Origin of the sequence: Nocardia transvalensis (genome assembly GCF_015477765.1) — a bacterium.
In the GTDB taxonomy this organism is placed as follows: Bacteria; Actinomycetota; Actinomycetes; order Mycobacteriales; family Mycobacteriaceae; genus Nocardia; species Nocardia transvalensis_A.
Map to the genome: position 1 here is coordinate 116,989 of NZ_JADLQQ010000012.1, position 14,934 is coordinate 131,922.

Sequence of the window (14,934 nt, forward strand, 5' to 3'; positions counted from 1 at the left end):
AGCCCAGGAATTCGCTCGACACTCGAAAGGTGCGGTCAGTGCACAAGATTCAATTCTCCCCTCGGCCGGAGGTCATCGAGGTGCCGCGGCCGGTGCCCGGGCCCGGGCAGCTGCTGATCCGCACCCGGTTGGTCGGCGTCCACCTCGGCCTGCTCCGCACACTTCGCTCGGGCAGCGCCGCCGAAGCGGGGGCCGAGGTGGTCGGGACCGTGATCGCGGTCGGGCCCGGGACGGACGAGGGCTGGGTGGGCAAGGAGGTCGGCGGTATCGTCTTCGAATCCGCCTACGCCGAATACTCCCTCGCCGCACCGCAATTGGTGACCGAGATCCCTGCCGGTGTGGACCCGGCGGACGGGTTGGCCGTCGTCCGCGGTGGTCTCGTCGCCCTGGGCGCACTGCGGGCCGGGCGGTTCGCCGCGGGCGAATCGATCCTGATCACCGGGGCCGCCAGCGGCAGCGGCCACCTCGCGGTGCAGATCGCCGAGGCGCTCGGCGCCCGGCGGGTGGTGGGCGCGGCCGGTTCGGCGGACAAGGCCGAATTCCTGCGCGACTGCGGGGCGGATGCGGTGGTGACCTACGACCAGCCGTGGGGCGACCGTGTCGACGTCGTGCTGGATGGTGTCGGGGGTGATCTGGTGCGGCGCGGTGTGGAAATCCTTGCGCCACACGGTCGATTGGTCGCCTTCAGCGCCGGTGGCGGCAGCGTCGATACCGGCGGTCTGCTCGCCGATCTGAAGACCGTCACCGGGTTCTCCGTCGGTCTGCTCGGCCGCACCCGGCCCGATGTGATTCAGGGCTATCGGGACCAGCTGTGGAAACTGCTGCTGGACGGGAAGATCCGCCCTCGACACAGGGTGTTCGGCGTCGACGAGGCCGCTGCGGCGCTCGAATCGATCGAGACGCGGCGCAATCTCGGCCGGGTGATGCTCAGCATCGATGCGTCCGTGCCGACGCCGTTGTGATCGGGCCCTGAGGTCGGTCCGGCGCGTCGGTTCGATGCCGTCGAAATCAGCCCATTGAAGGGGCAGTCTGCATTCAGACGGCGAAGCTCAGCCGGGCAGGGGACAGGTAGTCCTCGCGATCGGTGAGCATACGCAGCTCCGGCCGCCGATCCGCGGGAATGCGTGCCAGCTCGGCCTCCAGCGGTTCGCGATAGGCGGTGGCGCGAGAGGTCATGAGCGGCAGCCAGTTGTCGTGGTGGCTGGGCGCGAACACCTTGGGGCGCAACGCCTCGATGTAGGTGCGCGGATCGCGCAGGCCGTTGGTGTACTGGTTGAAGGTCTGAATCGCGCCCAGGTGCAGATCGCTGGCGGGCAGACCGCGCAGCACCTCCAGCACCCGCGGCGCCTTGTCCAGCAGCGGGCCGGACGAGTCGTGCCAGGTGAGAGTGAAGGCCGCCGTGCGAAATTGGTACAGCAGCGAGCCGCCCTCCGCGTCGGTGAGATGGCCGAGCAGGTGGGCGGCCTCGGCCACACCGGGCGGATAGGTGCGGATATCGCCGACGCACGGAACCGGCCGCACCGCGGGGGAGCCGTCGGGCCCGTCGTCGCGGCGGGTCGGCGCCGAGTGCAGATGCCGAATCGCGGTGACGCTCAACCCCTCGGCCACCTCGTGGTCGTAGCGGTCGCCGGGCGTGGAGTGGGCCGAACCCAACTCCACACCCCGGAATCCGACCGCCCCGCCGAACGAATCGCGCACGGCGGCACAGTGTTCGGCCGTGCCGTACACCACCGCCCCCGTGGCCCGCGCGATCGGCCCGGCGTCGGCCGCATGGTCGAAGTGGCCGTGCCCGATGAAGATCGCGGTGGGGAGCAACGCCGCCACCTCGGCGGGCGTGGTCGGGACGTAGCCGGAGGTCGCGCCGCGCGGCACCCAGGCATCGAGCAGGATCACGGTGCCACCCATCGCCACCGCGAAACTCGCACAGCCGAACCAGGACACGACGACCCGATCGGGCCGCACCTGCCCGGTCGTCGCGTCGATCACGTCCGCGCCGAAGAACCGTTGCCGTGCGGCGATCGTCTGCGTAGGCGAGGGTGCGGGCAGGACCGGCGCCCGCAGCGCGGCAAGACGATCGGACAGTGCGGTGCGGGCGCGGCGTACGGTGCCGAAGCCGTCGGGCATGATTCCTCCCGGACTGTGGTGCGGCGACGCGGTTACGGTATCTCGCTCGCCCGGCAGCCGGTACGGCCCTCGGACGTGTCGGCGGCCGATCAGTGGCGTGGCGCTACCGGTCAGCGCAGGAATTCGACCAGCGCCGAATGGAATCCGGGGTCGGCGACGGCGGTGAGATGGTCGCCGGGCACCACGGCGAGACGGCCGTCGGGCAGGGCGTCGGCGAGCCTTTCGGGTTCGGCGGCATACGGATCGTCGGCGCCCGCCAGGACCAGCGTCGGCATCCTGATCGCCGACAGGTCACGAATCGGCGCCTCGTTCAGGCCGGTGGCCACCGCGGCGATGGCGTCGAGGTCGGCGCCGATCGCCTCGGCGAGGAAGCGGAACATCGAACCGGGCGGTGGCACCCGGGCAGCATCACCGCGCATCGACTCGACCAGCTGTTCGGCGCTGATCACGCGGTGATCGATACCGCCGACATCCACCACGCCACAACCGATGCCACCGACGGCCAGCTCGGCCACCCGTTCGTCGGACCCCGCGACCAGCAGGGCGATGATCCCGCCCATCGAATACCCGACCAGGGCCACGCGATCCAGGCCGAGTTCGTCGAACAGCGCCCGCACGTCGGCCGCCATCGCCGACCACGAATACCGCTGTGGCTCATGAGGTTTGTCCGATCGGCCGTGCCCGCGGGCGTCGAGGGAGATCACCCGGCGGCCCGCCGCCTGCAGCGCCGCCACGACGCCGACACTCATCCAGTTCGCATTGGTGTCGGCGACGATGCCGTGCTGCAGCACCACCGGTATCCCGTCGCCGGGCCACTCCCGATAGTTCAGCTCGAGCCCGTCCCACGTCTTGAACTTCGCCACGCCGCCGAGCGTATCCGACTACAGCACGGCCTGGGTCTGGGTGACCTTGCCGACGAGTGTGCCGACGTCGTCGTGGATTTCGGTCTCCACCACGATGAAGCTGCGGCCGGTGTGCAGGGGTTTCGCGGTGGCGGTCGCATGGCCGGACCGCACGGCCCGCAGGAAATTCGTCTTCGACTCCACGGTCGTGGTGCCCTGTTTACCCTCGGGCAGGTTCAGGTAGGCACATACCGCCGCGGTCGCATCCGCCAGCGACATCAGCACGCCGCCGTGCAGGACGCCACCGAGGGTGCACAGGCTCTCGTCCCAGGCCAGCCGACTGCGCACCACCTGCGGGCCGTGCTCGAGCACCTCGACGCCCAGCTTCTCGGTGAACGGCATGGTGGTGTGGAACAGCTGGGTGCCCTCGGCATCGATCATCTCGGTCTCGATCATGTCGTCGAGCCTGCCGTATGCCGCGGGGCCGGTCGATTACCTGTCGGGTAACGGCTCAGCCGAGCCGGGCCATCGCGGCGCGCGGCAACAGCGGCAGCAGCACGCCCAGCGCACGCCACGGCCACGGCGGCACCGTCGCGCGAACCACCTCGCGTTCGATCGCGTGCACCATCGAGGCCACGCCCTTGTCCAGCGGCGCCACCAGTTTCGCGTCGCCGGCGCGGGCGGACATATCGGTGGCGATGAAACCCGGTTGCACGGTCGTGATCGCGATGGGGCCGCGGCGCAATTCGATCGCCAGCCCCTCGCCGAGTGCCGACAGTCCCGCCTTGCTGGCGGCATAGGCGGCCTTCTTGCCGGGCATCCCGCGGACCGCGCTCGCCGAGGAGATCAACACCAGATGCCCGCCCTGCTGTGCGCGGAAGATCTCCAACGCGGCCTCCGCCTGGGCCAGAGCGCTGACGAAATTCGTGGTGGCCGTGGCGATATTGGCGTCGGCGCGGCCGGTGCCCAGGCGGGCGCCCTTGCCGAGCCCGGCGTTGACGATCACTCGATCCAGGCCGCCGAGTTCGTCACGCAGTGCGGCGAACACCCCGGGAATCGCGGCATGGTCGTCGACATCGAGCCCGCGCACCGCCACGGTGATTCCGGGGTGATCGGCCACCAGTTGTGCACGCAATTGTTCGAGTTTGTCGACGCGGCGGGCGCATAAAGCCAGATCACGGCCGCGAGCCGCGAATTCGCGGGCCATACCCGCTCCGAGTCCCGCGCTCGCACCGCTAATGAGAATCCTGCGCCTGGTCATGGCATGACGATAATGCCCGACTCGCGCATCCGCTCAGGTGGCCAGGTCGTCGAATTCTCCGGCACGGCAGCCGAGGATCCAGGCGGCCAGCTCGGGCCGGGTGAATGCCAGCACGCCGGCTTCGGGACTATTGCTGTTTCGGACGGCCACGGTGCCGTCGGGCAGTTGTGCGCATTCCACGCAGTTGCCGTCGGGGCCGCTGAAACTGGACTTGCGCCAAGCTGTGTCGGAGAGTTGAGCCGCCACGGCGGCATATGGATCGGACATGAGTACCTCCCAACGAGGATTGCAGACGTACGACGACGTCATTCGGAGGGGGTCGGGAATCCTGATGGGTATCGACCTGGATCTCCGGATCAGCCGGCGTTATTGGGTAGGGTTCCCCTCGGCGGTCCGGCCTATCGCATTCTCACCGTACCGGCCGGTCTTCCAATTCCCTAGGGCGTTCGCTGAATTCGCAGAATGGCCCGACGGCCGGGCGCTGCGAGGTACGGGCGGATCGTACCGGTCGACGGAAGCCGACCGGGTTGCCGCATCGTGCCGAATCGGCGGAGAGTGGCGATAGGCATGCTCGCCAGCTGCGACGATTCGGCAGCCGCTCGGTTGCTGGGGGAGCTTGAGTCGTCCTATCGATTCCCGGATCGCGCGGAGGGTTGTCATTACAATTGTTTGTCGATGCCGCCGGATTCAATTCGCCGAATTCGCAATATAATTCGACTGTGGCGATACAAAGAGCGCCGAACCGCAATATCTCGGACCGAATTCGTTATTAACCCGGGGCGTTCAGGACACGCGGTGCGCGCCCGCCGAAGGCACTGCGACGAAGGTTCGGGGAGAAGTGAAACCCGCTGCGGCGAACCGTTTCTCGACCGCCGCCGCGATGTGCCGGGTTCGGTCGGCATCGGTGAGTGCGATGATGCTGCCGCCGAATCCGCCACCCACCATGCGGGCGCCGTGCGCACCGGCCGCGAGCGCGGCCTCGACCGCGGTGTCCAGCTGGGGAGTGGAGATCTCGAAATCGTCGCGCAGCGAGGCGTGGCCGGTGGTGAGAATCGGCCCGATCCGGCGGGGGTCGCGGCCGTCGCGCAACATCTCGACGACGGTGAGCACCCGTGCATTCTCGGTGACGATGTGCCGGGCACGTCGGCGCAGGACGGGATCGGTGAGGCGTGCTATCGCCGCGACATCGGTGATCTCGCGCAACGACCGCACCCCGAGCGCCGCGGCCGCCTGTTCGCATTCCTGCCGCCGCCGGGCGTATCCGCCGTCGGCGAGTTGATGCGGGGTGTCGGTGTCGACCACCAGCAATTCCGCTCCGGTGGCGGCCAGGTCGAACGGCACCTGGGCCCGCTCGCCGGTGGCGAAGTCGAGAAACAGCGCGTGCCCGGCCGTGCACAGCACGGAGGCGGACTGGTCGAGGGTGCCGGTGGCGGCCCCGACGTAGGTGTTCTCCGCGGCGCGGCCGATATCGATCAGATCGGAGTCGGTGATCGGGAGGGCGAACAGATCGCGCATCGCGATGGCCACCGAGCACTCCACCGCGGCCGACGACGACAGGCCCGCGCCGACCGGTACCGCCCCGTCCAGATGCAGGGTCACCCCCGGGATCGCACGACCGCGCCGGAGGTATTCGTGCACCACGCCGAGCGGGTAGCGGGCCCATCCGGCGATGTCGGCCTCGGCCACCTCCGTGAGGGGCAGGCGCACCCGGTCGTCGGGATGCTGGCGCGACGACACGCGGACCAGTCCGTCGGTGGTCGTCTCGGCCGTGCAGGTCACGACGTGTGGCAGCGCGATCGGCAGCGCATAGCCGCCGTTGTAGTCGGTGTGTTCGCCGATGATGTTGACCCGGCCGGGTGCCACCCAGACCCCCTTCACCGCACCTCCCGCAATTCGGCCGCCACCGTCTCCGGCGTGGTATCGCTGATGAACACCTGCATGCCCGACTCCGATCCGGCCAGATACTTCAGCTTCCCGGCGGCGCGGCGGATCGAGAACAGCTGTAGGTGCAGCCACCAATCCTCGCGCGGTGCGCCGGATTTCGGGGTCGGTGCCTGATTCCAGGCCGAGATATAGGGCATCGGGGTGTCGAATCGGTGGGCGAAACGCCGTAGGACATCCAGATACAGCGTGGCGAAGGCGTCGCGCTGGGCGTCGTCCAGATCGGGGAGGTCGGCGACCCGGCGATGCGGGTACAGCTGCACCTCGTAGGGCCAGCGCGCGAACGGCGGCACGAAGGCCGTCCACTCCTCGTTCGCCGCGACCACCCGCAGACCCGCCGCTCGTTCGGTCGCCAGCAGATCGCCGAACAGGTTGGCGCCGTGCGCCTTTCGGTAGGTCGCGAGATTCTCCGAAATCTTGGCGACGCGGGGTGTGACGAACGGGTAGGCGTAGATCTGCCCGTGCGGATGCGACAGCGTCACCCCGATTTCCTCGCCGTGGTTCTCGAAGCAGAACACCTGGGCGACTCCGTCGAGTTCGCTCAGTTCGGCACTGCGCTGCGCCCAGGCATCCACCACGAGCCGTGCCCGCGCGGCATCCAGCTGGGCGAACGAGGAGTTGTGGTCACTGGTGAAGCAGACGACCTCGCAGCGGCCGAAGCCCTCGCGCAGCGGAGTCAGGGGCGATCCGGTCACCGTCTCGGCCGCGGCGGCCTGCACATCCTGCGCCAGCGACGGGAACCGATTCTCGAAAACCACCACCTGGTAATCGGATTCGGGGATCTCGGTGGCCCGCTGCGCGGTGGACGGGCACAGCGGGCACAGATCGGCCGGCGGCAGGAAGGTGCGGGTCTGGCGATGGGAGGCGATCACCACCCACTCGCCGAGCAGCGGATCGAAGCGGGTCTGGGAATGTGTGGTGGTCGGCGGCAGATCCCGCTGATCGAGGGCGGTCCGGGGCACCGGCTCGGTATCGAAGTAGAGAATCTCCCGGCCGTCGGCGAGTGTTCTGCGGGCGGGCACGGGCAGCGCCAAGACAACCTCCGTCGGTGCTGAAGGACTCGGCCGGACAGTACACCGCGGCATTGTTAACGCTCACATCGGGTTGGGGCCCCCATCCCTGCGTGGCCACCCACCCGTTCCCGGCGCGCTTTCGGCCGGGACTCAGTACTCGCTGCCGAAGATCCCTCCGGGACCGTAGGAGCCGGTGTTCGGGGGCGGCGGAACCATGACCCAAGCGCCGCAGTTGGTGGTTTCGAAGGCGACGTCGGTGGGCTTGATCAGGGTGCGGACCGGGCGAGTATGGGTGAAGTCGCTGGCGATGATGTAGTGGTTCGGGTCGTTGTAGTCGCCGGGCTGCATGATGTGGCGCATGCGCCGCCAGTAACAGCCGTGGTCCGGGTCGTCGGACCCGGCCGCCTGATAGATACCGGGCTGGATGTCGACACCGACCCGATACAGCCCATCACCGGGGATGGTCGTCGCCGGGTCGGCCGCGGCGATTCCGGATCCGAACAATGTTGCCGCGGACGCCATGGCTCCCGCGATCGCAAGCGTGCGTCCACGCACGGCGGTCCTCCTCGATCTAGCGTGCGGACCCGTATCGTCCGAGCCCGCGGAAGCTCCCCGCGTCTTCCGGGAGTGGGTCTATCAGAAGTGGGCGCGCAATTGGCCCGATTCGGCGGAATCGAAAAATTTCGCTGCGCGAGCCGATGTCGTTCGGGGGAGTTCCCGCGATATTCCTGGCATGAGTGGTCTACGGCCCGCCTCCCGCGCCAGCGTTCCCCCGTGCTCCCCGCGCTGCGCGCGACTGTGCACCGAGGCCGGGCTCGCCGCGGTGCTCGCCACCGACCAAGGACTGCTGCACTGGCGGGCGGTGCACCGGCTCGGCGATGCCGGCCTGGCCGAGCATGCGGTGCAGGAAACCCTGCTGCGAGCCTGGCGGGCCTGTGCCACCTACGACCCCGGCAAGGGCAGCGTTCGCACCTGGCTGCTGTCGATCGAGCGCAACGTGCTGACCGATATCTCCCGCATGCGAGCGGTACGTCCGGCCGAAACCAGCTGGGACGAGGCCGAGGAATGGGCCGATCTGCGGTGGCCTCGGCCGGATTTCACCGAGGCGCTCGCCGACGCGATGTTGGTCGCCGATCTGCTGGCCGGCCTGCCCGATCCGCAGCGCGATGCCGTCATCCAGGTGATCCTGCACGACCGGGCCTATCAGGATGTGGCCGCCGACCTGGGAGTTCCGGTCGGGACGGTGAAGACGCGCGTGCACTACGCGCTGCGGTCACTGCGGAAGTTACCCCTAGGGGCCTGAATTTTTCTCGGCTGACCAGCGGGAACATCTGACTGCCGCCATCGTCGACACACCCGATCGGCGGTACCGCTTCGGTAACCCCCTCCCGTGTGTGATACTGACGTTGTCAGAGTGAACCACTGGGTTTGATGTTACTAGTGGGAAGGGAGGGGCGCCCCAATCGGGTGCGCCGTCCGCACATGAAGCAGCCAAGCGTCATCAGGTCCGGTCTTTCCCTAGCCGCCGCGCTGGCGGCCTTCGCCACCGCCGCCGGGTTGGTCCCGGCGGTCACCTCCGCCGCGCCCTCGTCGCCGGATATGGCGAGCAAGCTCGCTGGTAAGACGATATTCCTGGATCCCGGCCATCAGGGGCCCAACCACACCGAAAATCTCGATCGCCCCGTCGGCGACGGCCGCGGCGGGACCAAGGCATGTCAGACCACCGGCATGACCACCGTGAACGGCGTGCCGGAACACACCATCAACTGGAATGTGTCCCAGCTGGTCAAGCAGTCGCTGGAGGCGCTGGGCGCGCGGGTGGTGCTCAGCCGTCACGACGACACCGGCTGGGGCGGCTGCATCGATGAGCGGGCCGCCGCGGCCAACCGATCCGGCGCCGATCTCGCCGTCAGCATTCACGCCGACGGTGCACCGGCCCAGGCGCGAGGTTTCCACCTCATCGTGCCCCAGTTGCCGATCCCGGACGCCGCGGCCGACCGCGCACAGTCCGGCGCGGGCCTGGCCGCGACCAAGGTGATGCGCGACGCCTACCGCCAGGCCGGTTTCCAGGCCGCCGACTACGGCGGAACCGTCGACGGCCTGCAGACCCGTGCCGACGTCGCCGGTCCCGCATTGACGCAAGTGCCCGACGTCTTCCTGGAGATGGGCAACGGCGCCAACTCCGAGGACGCCAAACTCCTGGAATCCCCCGACGGCCAGCTCAAACACGCCATAACCATCACAACGGGCCTGGTCAGCTACCTCCTCAACATCCCCCTCCCCGGCACCCCCGCCCCCACAGGTTCGGCAGACGGCCGCGCCGCGGCCCCCCAACCCCCAGCAGTACCAGCGAATTCGCTCCCCGGCCCACAGCCCGACGCCCTGCCTGGAACACAGGTAAACGGCGCGCCCGCCGCACAGGCAAATCCGGCCCCCGGCGCACACCCGAACCCAGTGCCCGGAGCGCAGGTTGAGGCCGTGCCTGGGGCGCAGGCGAATTCGGTGCCGGGTTCGCAGGTTGAGGCCGTGCCTGAGACGCAAGCGAATTCGGTGCCTGGAGCGCAGGCGGGCGCCGTGCCCGGGGCGCAGGTGAACGGCGTGCCCGGTTCGCAGACGAGCGCGGTGCCTGGTGCGCAGACAAATACGGCCCCCGGTGCACAGCCGAACGCCGTGCCTGGAACAGCGACCGGTGTACCTGGAGCGCAGGCGAATTCGGTGCCCGGTTCGCAGGTTGAGGCCGTGCCTGGGGCCCAAGTGAATTCGGTACCCGAGGCACAGGCGTCCGGTGTGCCTGGCTCGCAGTCGAATACGGTGCCCGGCGCACAGACGAACGCCCTGCCTGGGGCGCAAGCGAATGCGGTACCTGGAGCGCAGGCGGGCGCCGTGCCCGGGACGCAGGCGGACGGCGTGCCCGGTTCGCAGGTGAATGTGGTGCCCGGTTCGCAGGCAGGTGCCGTGCCTGGGGCGCCGACGAGTGCGGTGCCCGGGGCGCAGGCGGGCTCCGGCCCTGGGACGCAAGCCAACTCGGTGCCTGGGGCGCAGGTGGAGGCCGTGCCGGGAGTGTCCGCACAGGGGACGAACGGTCAGGTGGTCCCGATGGGCCCGCAGGGCGCTGTGCCCGCGTCGCCCGGTGCCGTGCCGAGCGCATCGGCCACGCCCGACAGCTCGATTCCTGCCGATCCGCGGGACTGGGCGCGGACCTCGCCGGACGGCTCGCCGGGGATCGGTACGCTCCCGCAGCCGAATGGCACCGCTCCCGGCTATGTGGTACCGGCACCCGGTGGGACGCCGGGGGCCTACTCGCAGAACCAGCCCGGTGCGACCGGGCCCGGCACCTCGCCGCTGCCGGGTACGCAGACCCAGCCCGGGGCCGGTGGGCAGCCCGATACCGCGGCGGCGGTCGGGACGCTCGCCACGACGGCCATGCGTATGCTATTGCCGCTGGCCAAATCGCTGGGCCTGGGCGACGACGTGGTCAACTCCGAATTGATCAACCTGGCCTACAACCTGGTTGCCACGCTCATTTCCCCCTGGGTGAAGTAGCGCCCCTGCCACGGGCGCAGGTCACCGACGTCCCCACCTCCGACCGGGCAGGGTGGGGACGCCTGCGGTGGCCAGATAGCCCGGTGGTGGCGGGCGGTAAGGTGGGCCGGGTGGATCGGGGCATTCCTGTACTGATCGTGGCCGGATTTCTCGGAGCCGGGAAGACGACGCTGCTGAATCATCTACTGCGGCAGCGGGATGCGCGGATCGGGGTGGTGGTCAACGACTTCGGCGCCGTCAATATCGACGCCATGCTGGTGGCGGGGCAGGTCGATGCCATGGTGTCGCTCGGCAACGGCTGCGTGTGCTGTGCGGTCGACGTCAACGAATTGGACGATATGTTCGACCGCCTGGCACAGCCGCGCAACCGCATCGATGTGATCGTGGTCGAGGCCAGCGGTCTGGCCGAGCCCCGCAATCTGATCCGCATGGTCATCGGCAGCGACAACCCGCGCATCCACTACGGCGGCCTGCTCGAGGTGGTCGACGCCGAACACTTCGACGACAGCCGCGCCCGGCATCCGGAACTGGCCACCCACCTGCGGCTGGCGGATCTGGTGGTGCTCAACAAGGCCGACCGCGTGCCCGCCGACCGGTTGGCGGGGCTGCGGCGGGAGATCCACGAGCTGGTGGGTTCGGTGCCGATACATGCGACCACGCACGGCCGCATCGACCCGCATCTGCTGTTCGACCCGCCCGAACACCCCGCACCGCCGATCGCCGAACAGCTCAGTTTCGACGAACTGTTCGTTCACGACCACCACGACGGCGACGGTCACCATCATCTCCACGACGGTTATGACAGCGTATCCTTCACCAGCACAACCGAACTCGACCCCCGGCGGCTGATCGAATTTCTGGAGAACCCGCCCACCGGCCTGTTCCGGGCGAAGGGGCAGGTGAGCTTCGCCGTACGCGGCGAGTACCGAAAGTTCCTGCTGCACATGGTAGGCCGCCATCTGGTCTTCGAACCCGCCCGCTCGTCCCGCGCGGACGACGAGACCTGTCTGGTGCTCATCGGCTCCGGCCTGGACACCGAGGCCGTCACGGCGCGCCTGCGCGACACCGCCCATATCGGCCCCGACCCGCTCGACGACGAGACCCTGCTGGGAGTGTGGCACTACGTCCCGCGCGAACTCAGCGACACCCTCGAATACGCCGAGATCCCGGAGTAGCTCCCGCCGGGCCTGTGTGACATTGCCGAAACAGCGGCGAAATACCACGGTTCTACGGTGACGGCACGTCCTTACCGATGATCGGAGGTGTGCCGTGCTGGTGCGGGACCTGGTGGAGGAGCCGCTGAGCCTGCGGTTGCTGCACGGTGACGCCGCTGCGCTGGGCCGGGCCGTGGTGCGCGCCTGCGTCACCGATATGCCCGACCCGACGCCGTTCGTCACCCCGGGCGCGCTGGTCTGCACCGGCCTGGTGTGGCGGCGCGGCCCCGACGACAGTGACCGCTACATCGGCCTGCTGGCGCGCGCCGGGGCGGTCGCGGTGGCGGCGGGCCAATCGCTGCACGGCCACGTCCCGGCCGATGTGGTGGCGGCCTGCGCCCGGCACGGGCTGCCGCTGCTGGCGGCCCCGGAGACCACGCCGTTCAGCGGCATCATCGAATATCTGGCCGGACGCCATGCCGACCTGCGGGTGCGCCGCGCGAAATCCGGGCTCGCCCGGCAGCGTCGGCTGCTGGCGGCGGTGGCCGACGGACAGGACATCCACCAGCTGGTCGCCGAATTCGCCCGCGACTGCGGCGTTTCGGTGTGGTTGCTGACCGCCACGGGGATGGAGGTGGCCGGGACCAGCCCGCTGTCGGAGACGGAGATCGATGCCGTGGTCGCCGCGGCCGCGTCGGCGCCTCGGCTCCCGCTGGCGCTGCCCGGCGGATATCGGGTGTGGCCGGTCGGCGGACGGCTGGGCGACCGAATCTCGCGCTGGTACTTGGTGATTCGCGACACCTCCGGAGCCGATGAGCAAGACGAGTTCGGGGCGGACCTGGCCGCCGTCACGGAGCTGTACCGGATGCGCCACGTCGAACGACTGCGCCTGCGCTGGGAGATGGCCGACCTCGTCCCCGCCGAGCCCGCCTCCGACGAGGTCGTCGCCGTCTTCGAGGCTGCTGAGTCGCTCGGCGCGTCCGGACGCCCGCCGGCCGATCCCACTGCCGGAATCGGACGTCCCGACCTCGCATCCGAGAGGGGCGCGCCGATGCGCGGCCGCAGCACCCGGCTTGTGCAGCCCGGCATCAGGACGGCCCCGGTTCGTTCGGCGGAGCCGATGGGATCGGCGCCGGGCCGCGTCGGTGCGCCCGATCGAGGTGCTGCGGGCTCGAGGCGCTGGGCGGAGTTCGTGGAAACGGACCCGATCGACAGCGTCGCACCATCTTTCGGTTATGTGCGCCGGGGCGAATCGGCGGTCGTGAGCCGAGATGCCTTGCGCGTCTTGGCCCACGACGTCCTGCCCGGCTGCCGCACGGATGTCGACAGGGAGGGCCGCATCGTCGCGTGGATGCCGGGGACCGAGCAGGACATCGCAGCCGCATTGCGCGGTCGACTCGCTCGCTTGGCCCCCGTTCTGCGCGGTGCACGGTTGCGGGTCGGTGTGAGCGCCTGCCGCAGCGGCGAATCTCCCTCGGGCGCAGCCGCTTCCGCCGTCGCCGCGGCGGTCGCGACCGACGACGAGCCGGTGGGTGTCCGGGTCGCCGACGTCGACTCGGCCGTCGGCCTGTTCACCACGATCCCGGACCAGCTGCAGCGCCGCTTCGCCGAGCGCGTGCTCGGCCCGGTGGTCGACTACGACCGCCGCACCGGCGCGGGACTGCTGCGCACCCTCGAGGTCTTCCTCGGCTGCGCCGGATCGTGGCGGCAGGCCGCCGACCGAATGCACCTGCACCTCAACACCGTTCGCTACCGCATCGGCCGCATCGAGGAACTCACCGGCCGCGACCTGGGCCGCCTGGACGACCGCTTGGACCTCTACTTGGCGGTACAAGCCTGTTCGCGGCCCGGCTCGTTTCTGGACTGACGGAGCGGGGGAGCGAAGCGGAGGAGCGGAGGAGGGAAGAAACGAGCCTCAGGGGCCGCGAACACGCCGAGCGGAGCGAGGCCATAGAACACAGCGCTTACACCGCGCCGGTGTAAGGGTCCCAGGAGATTCCGGCGTCGGGCGCGTCCTCGCGCAGCACGCTCGCCTGAATCAGCCCGTAGGGACGGTCGTCGGCATGGAACACCTCGCCGGAGTTGTCGATGCCGAATCGCGCGAGATCGTAGGAGAAATGATGTTTGTTGGGCGCCGACAACCGGATCTCGGCCAGGCACGGATACGCCTCCAGTGCCGCCCGGCCCATGTCGAACAGCGTCTGCTGCAACGCCTTCGACTGCAACAGGGCGAACCTCTCCACGAGCACCGCCCGGATACCGGCATAGGTGGCGTCCCAATCGGCGGGTGTGGTGGCGAAACGCCAGCGCGCCACCAGGCTCGTCGCCATCACCCGGTCCCGAGTCGGCTCGAGCACGGTGAACGGGTCGGTGAGGAAGCCCTCGAACTCCGATCCGGTCGACTTGAGGATCACCAGATCCTTGACCCCGCCGATCACCCACTCGCGCCGCTCCGGCCCGCGACCCTGCACCGTGATCGCCGCGATCCGCACCTCCGGCCCCGTGCGCGTCCAGGTGTGGTCGTGCGGGCGGCCCTGCGCCTGCACCCGCTCCCAGGAGTACTCCTCGATCTCGATGCGCGCCGAGCGCACGGGGGCGATGTCGTCGACGAAATGCCGCGCCAGCGCCGAGCCGTAGTCCTCGATACTGCCGTCGCCGTGGGTCTTGGCGTAGGCGTAGATGGTCTGCTTCTGCGAATCGGTCGGCAGCACCGTGGCTTGATCGCCGTCCACATGCGCGGGGCCGAAGTCGCCGCGCAGACACGACGACACATTGAGGTCACGGATCTCGTGCCGGTCGGTGTCACGGTAGATGCGCACCACCCGGTTCTCGGCCTTGCCGTACTGATTCGGGCCGAGGACGATTTTGCCGGTCGGATCGGACATGCTCACTCCTGTGCCTCGCGGGAAGCTCGACGATTGCTCGGTGTTCACTCTGGCCCACCGCGGGCCGGACCGGGCCTGTAGGGCCGCCAAATCCGGCGCGCCGGCCCACCCTCGTTTTGGTTTTTCGGACAATTCCCGCCTCCCGGCGGGCGCTCTACCGTGAGGATCGAG

The 14,934-nt window shown here is 69.3% G+C and carries 14 protein-coding genes; 5 read left to right on the forward strand and 9 right to left on the reverse strand.

The features are described 5' to 3' along the window. The first annotated feature begins 38 nt into the window (after nucleotides 1–38). A complete protein-coding gene (locus tag IU452_RS30730) occupies nucleotides 39–962 on the forward strand; it encodes a quinone oxidoreductase family protein (RefSeq protein ID WP_195112707.1) in 924 nt (307 codons plus the stop codon). Nucleotides 963–1,035: 73 nt separating this feature from the next. On the opposite strand, the gene IU452_RS30735 is transcribed toward IU452_RS30730, so the two are convergent. The 8 genes from IU452_RS30735 to IU452_RS30770 form a co-directional block, all read right to left on the reverse strand. After that, complete coding sequence (locus tag IU452_RS30735; protein ID WP_195112708.1) at nucleotides 1,036–2,124, reverse strand: MBL fold metallo-hydrolase; 1,089 nt, start codon at nucleotides 2,122–2,124, stop codon at nucleotides 1,036–1,038. Between the two features lie 110 nt (nucleotides 2,125–2,234). After that, nucleotides 2,235–2,987 (reverse strand): alpha/beta fold hydrolase, encoded by a 753-nt coding sequence (locus IU452_RS30740; protein WP_195112709.1) that lies wholly within the window; start codon nucleotides 2,985–2,987, stop codon nucleotides 2,235–2,237. Nucleotides 2,988–3,005: 18 nt separating this feature from the next. Then, on the reverse strand, nucleotides 3,006–3,407 hold the full coding sequence (locus IU452_RS30745; protein WP_195112837.1) for a PaaI family thioesterase: 402 nt from the start codon (nucleotides 3,405–3,407) through the stop codon (nucleotides 3,006–3,008). 70 nt (nucleotides 3,408–3,477) lie between these two features. Beyond that, nucleotides 3,478–4,227, reverse strand: coding sequence for an SDR family oxidoreductase (locus tag IU452_RS30750; RefSeq protein ID WP_195112710.1), 750 nt, complete (start codon nucleotides 4,225–4,227; stop codon nucleotides 3,478–3,480). Between the two features lie 33 nt (nucleotides 4,228–4,260). Further along, nucleotides 4,261–4,494 carry a DUF397 domain-containing protein gene (locus IU452_RS30755; RefSeq protein ID WP_195112711.1) on the reverse strand — a complete coding sequence of 78 codons (234 nt, stop codon included), beginning with the start codon at nucleotides 4,492–4,494 and terminating at the stop codon, nucleotides 4,261–4,263. Nucleotides 4,495–5,010: 516 nt separating this feature from the next. Beyond that, complete coding sequence (galK, locus tag IU452_RS30760; protein WP_195112712.1) at nucleotides 5,011–6,105, reverse strand: galactokinase; 1,095 nt, start codon at nucleotides 6,103–6,105, stop codon at nucleotides 5,011–5,013. Continuing rightward, nucleotides 6,102–7,202: a galactose-1-phosphate uridylyltransferase gene (gene galT, locus IU452_RS30765; RefSeq protein WP_416382390.1), complete on the reverse strand. Its 1,101-nt coding sequence runs from the start codon at nucleotides 7,200–7,202 to the stop codon at nucleotides 6,102–6,104. Before galT ends, galK begins: the two co-directional genes overlap by 4 nt. Before the next feature lie 129 nt (nucleotides 7,203–7,331). Beyond that, a complete protein-coding gene (locus IU452_RS30770; protein ID WP_195112714.1) occupies nucleotides 7,332–7,736 on the reverse strand; it encodes a hypothetical protein in 405 nt (134 codons plus the stop codon). 178 nt (nucleotides 7,737–7,914) lie between these two features. Between IU452_RS30770 and IU452_RS30775 the strand changes: the two genes are divergently transcribed. The 4 genes from IU452_RS30775 (at nucleotide 7,915) to IU452_RS30790 (ending at nucleotide 13,745) form a co-directional block, all read left to right on the forward strand. Further along, nucleotides 7,915–8,484 (forward strand): sigma-70 family RNA polymerase sigma factor, encoded by a 570-nt coding sequence (locus IU452_RS30775; protein WP_195112715.1) that lies wholly within the window; start codon nucleotides 7,915–7,917, stop codon nucleotides 8,482–8,484. A gap of 179 nt (nucleotides 8,485–8,663) precedes the next feature. Then, nucleotides 8,664–10,724, forward strand: a complete 2,061-nt coding sequence (locus IU452_RS39675; RefSeq protein WP_195112716.1) for an N-acetylmuramoyl-L-alanine amidase — start codon at nucleotides 8,664–8,666, stop codon at nucleotides 10,722–10,724. A 110-nt stretch (nucleotides 10,725–10,834) separates the two neighbouring features. Continuing rightward, nucleotides 10,835–11,899, forward strand: coding sequence for a CobW family GTP-binding protein (locus tag IU452_RS30785; RefSeq protein WP_324192920.1), 1,065 nt, complete (start codon nucleotides 10,835–10,837; stop codon nucleotides 11,897–11,899). A 94-nt stretch (nucleotides 11,900–11,993) separates the two neighbouring features. Beyond that, the gene (locus IU452_RS30790) at nucleotides 11,994–13,745 is read left to right on the forward strand and encodes a helix-turn-helix domain-containing protein (protein WP_195112717.1); all 1,752 of its coding nucleotides are present in this window, start codon (nucleotides 11,994–11,996) and stop codon (nucleotides 13,743–13,745) included. A gap of 97 nt (nucleotides 13,746–13,842) precedes the next feature. On the opposite strand, the gene pucL is transcribed toward IU452_RS30790, so the two are convergent. Next, entirely contained in the window at nucleotides 13,843–14,763 is a 921-nt protein-coding gene (gene pucL / locus IU452_RS30795; RefSeq protein WP_195112718.1) for a factor-independent urate hydroxylase, read from the reverse strand. Nucleotides 14,764–14,934: the final 171 nt, after the last annotated feature.

Bases quoted from the DNA above. Each gene is read 5' to 3' on its own strand.
- IU452_RS30735 (WP_195112708.1), bottom strand. From the start codon at position 2,124: ATGCCCGACGGCTTCGGCACCGTACGCCGCGCCCGCACCGCACTGTCC.
- IU452_RS30745 (WP_195112837.1), bottom strand. From the start codon at position 3,407: ATGATCGATGCCGAGGGCACCCAGCTGTTCCACACCACCATGCCGTTC.
- IU452_RS30750 (WP_195112710.1), bottom strand. From the start codon at position 4,227: ATGACCAGGCGCAGGATTCTCATTAGCGGTGCGAGCGCGGGACTCGGA.
- IU452_RS30755 (WP_195112711.1), bottom strand. From the start codon at position 4,494: ATGTCCGATCCATATGCCGCCGTGGCGGCTCAACTCTCCGACACAGCT.
- IU452_RS30775 (WP_195112715.1), top strand. From the start codon at position 7,915: ATGAGTGGTCTACGGCCCGCCTCCCGCGCCAGCGTTCCCCCGTGCTCC.
- IU452_RS39675 (WP_195112716.1), top strand. From the start codon at position 8,664: ATGAAGCAGCCAAGCGTCATCAGGTCCGGTCTTTCCCTAGCCGCCGCG.
- pucL (WP_195112718.1), bottom strand. From the start codon at position 14,763: ATGTCCGATCCGACCGGCAAAATCGTCCTCGGCCCGAATCAGTACGGC.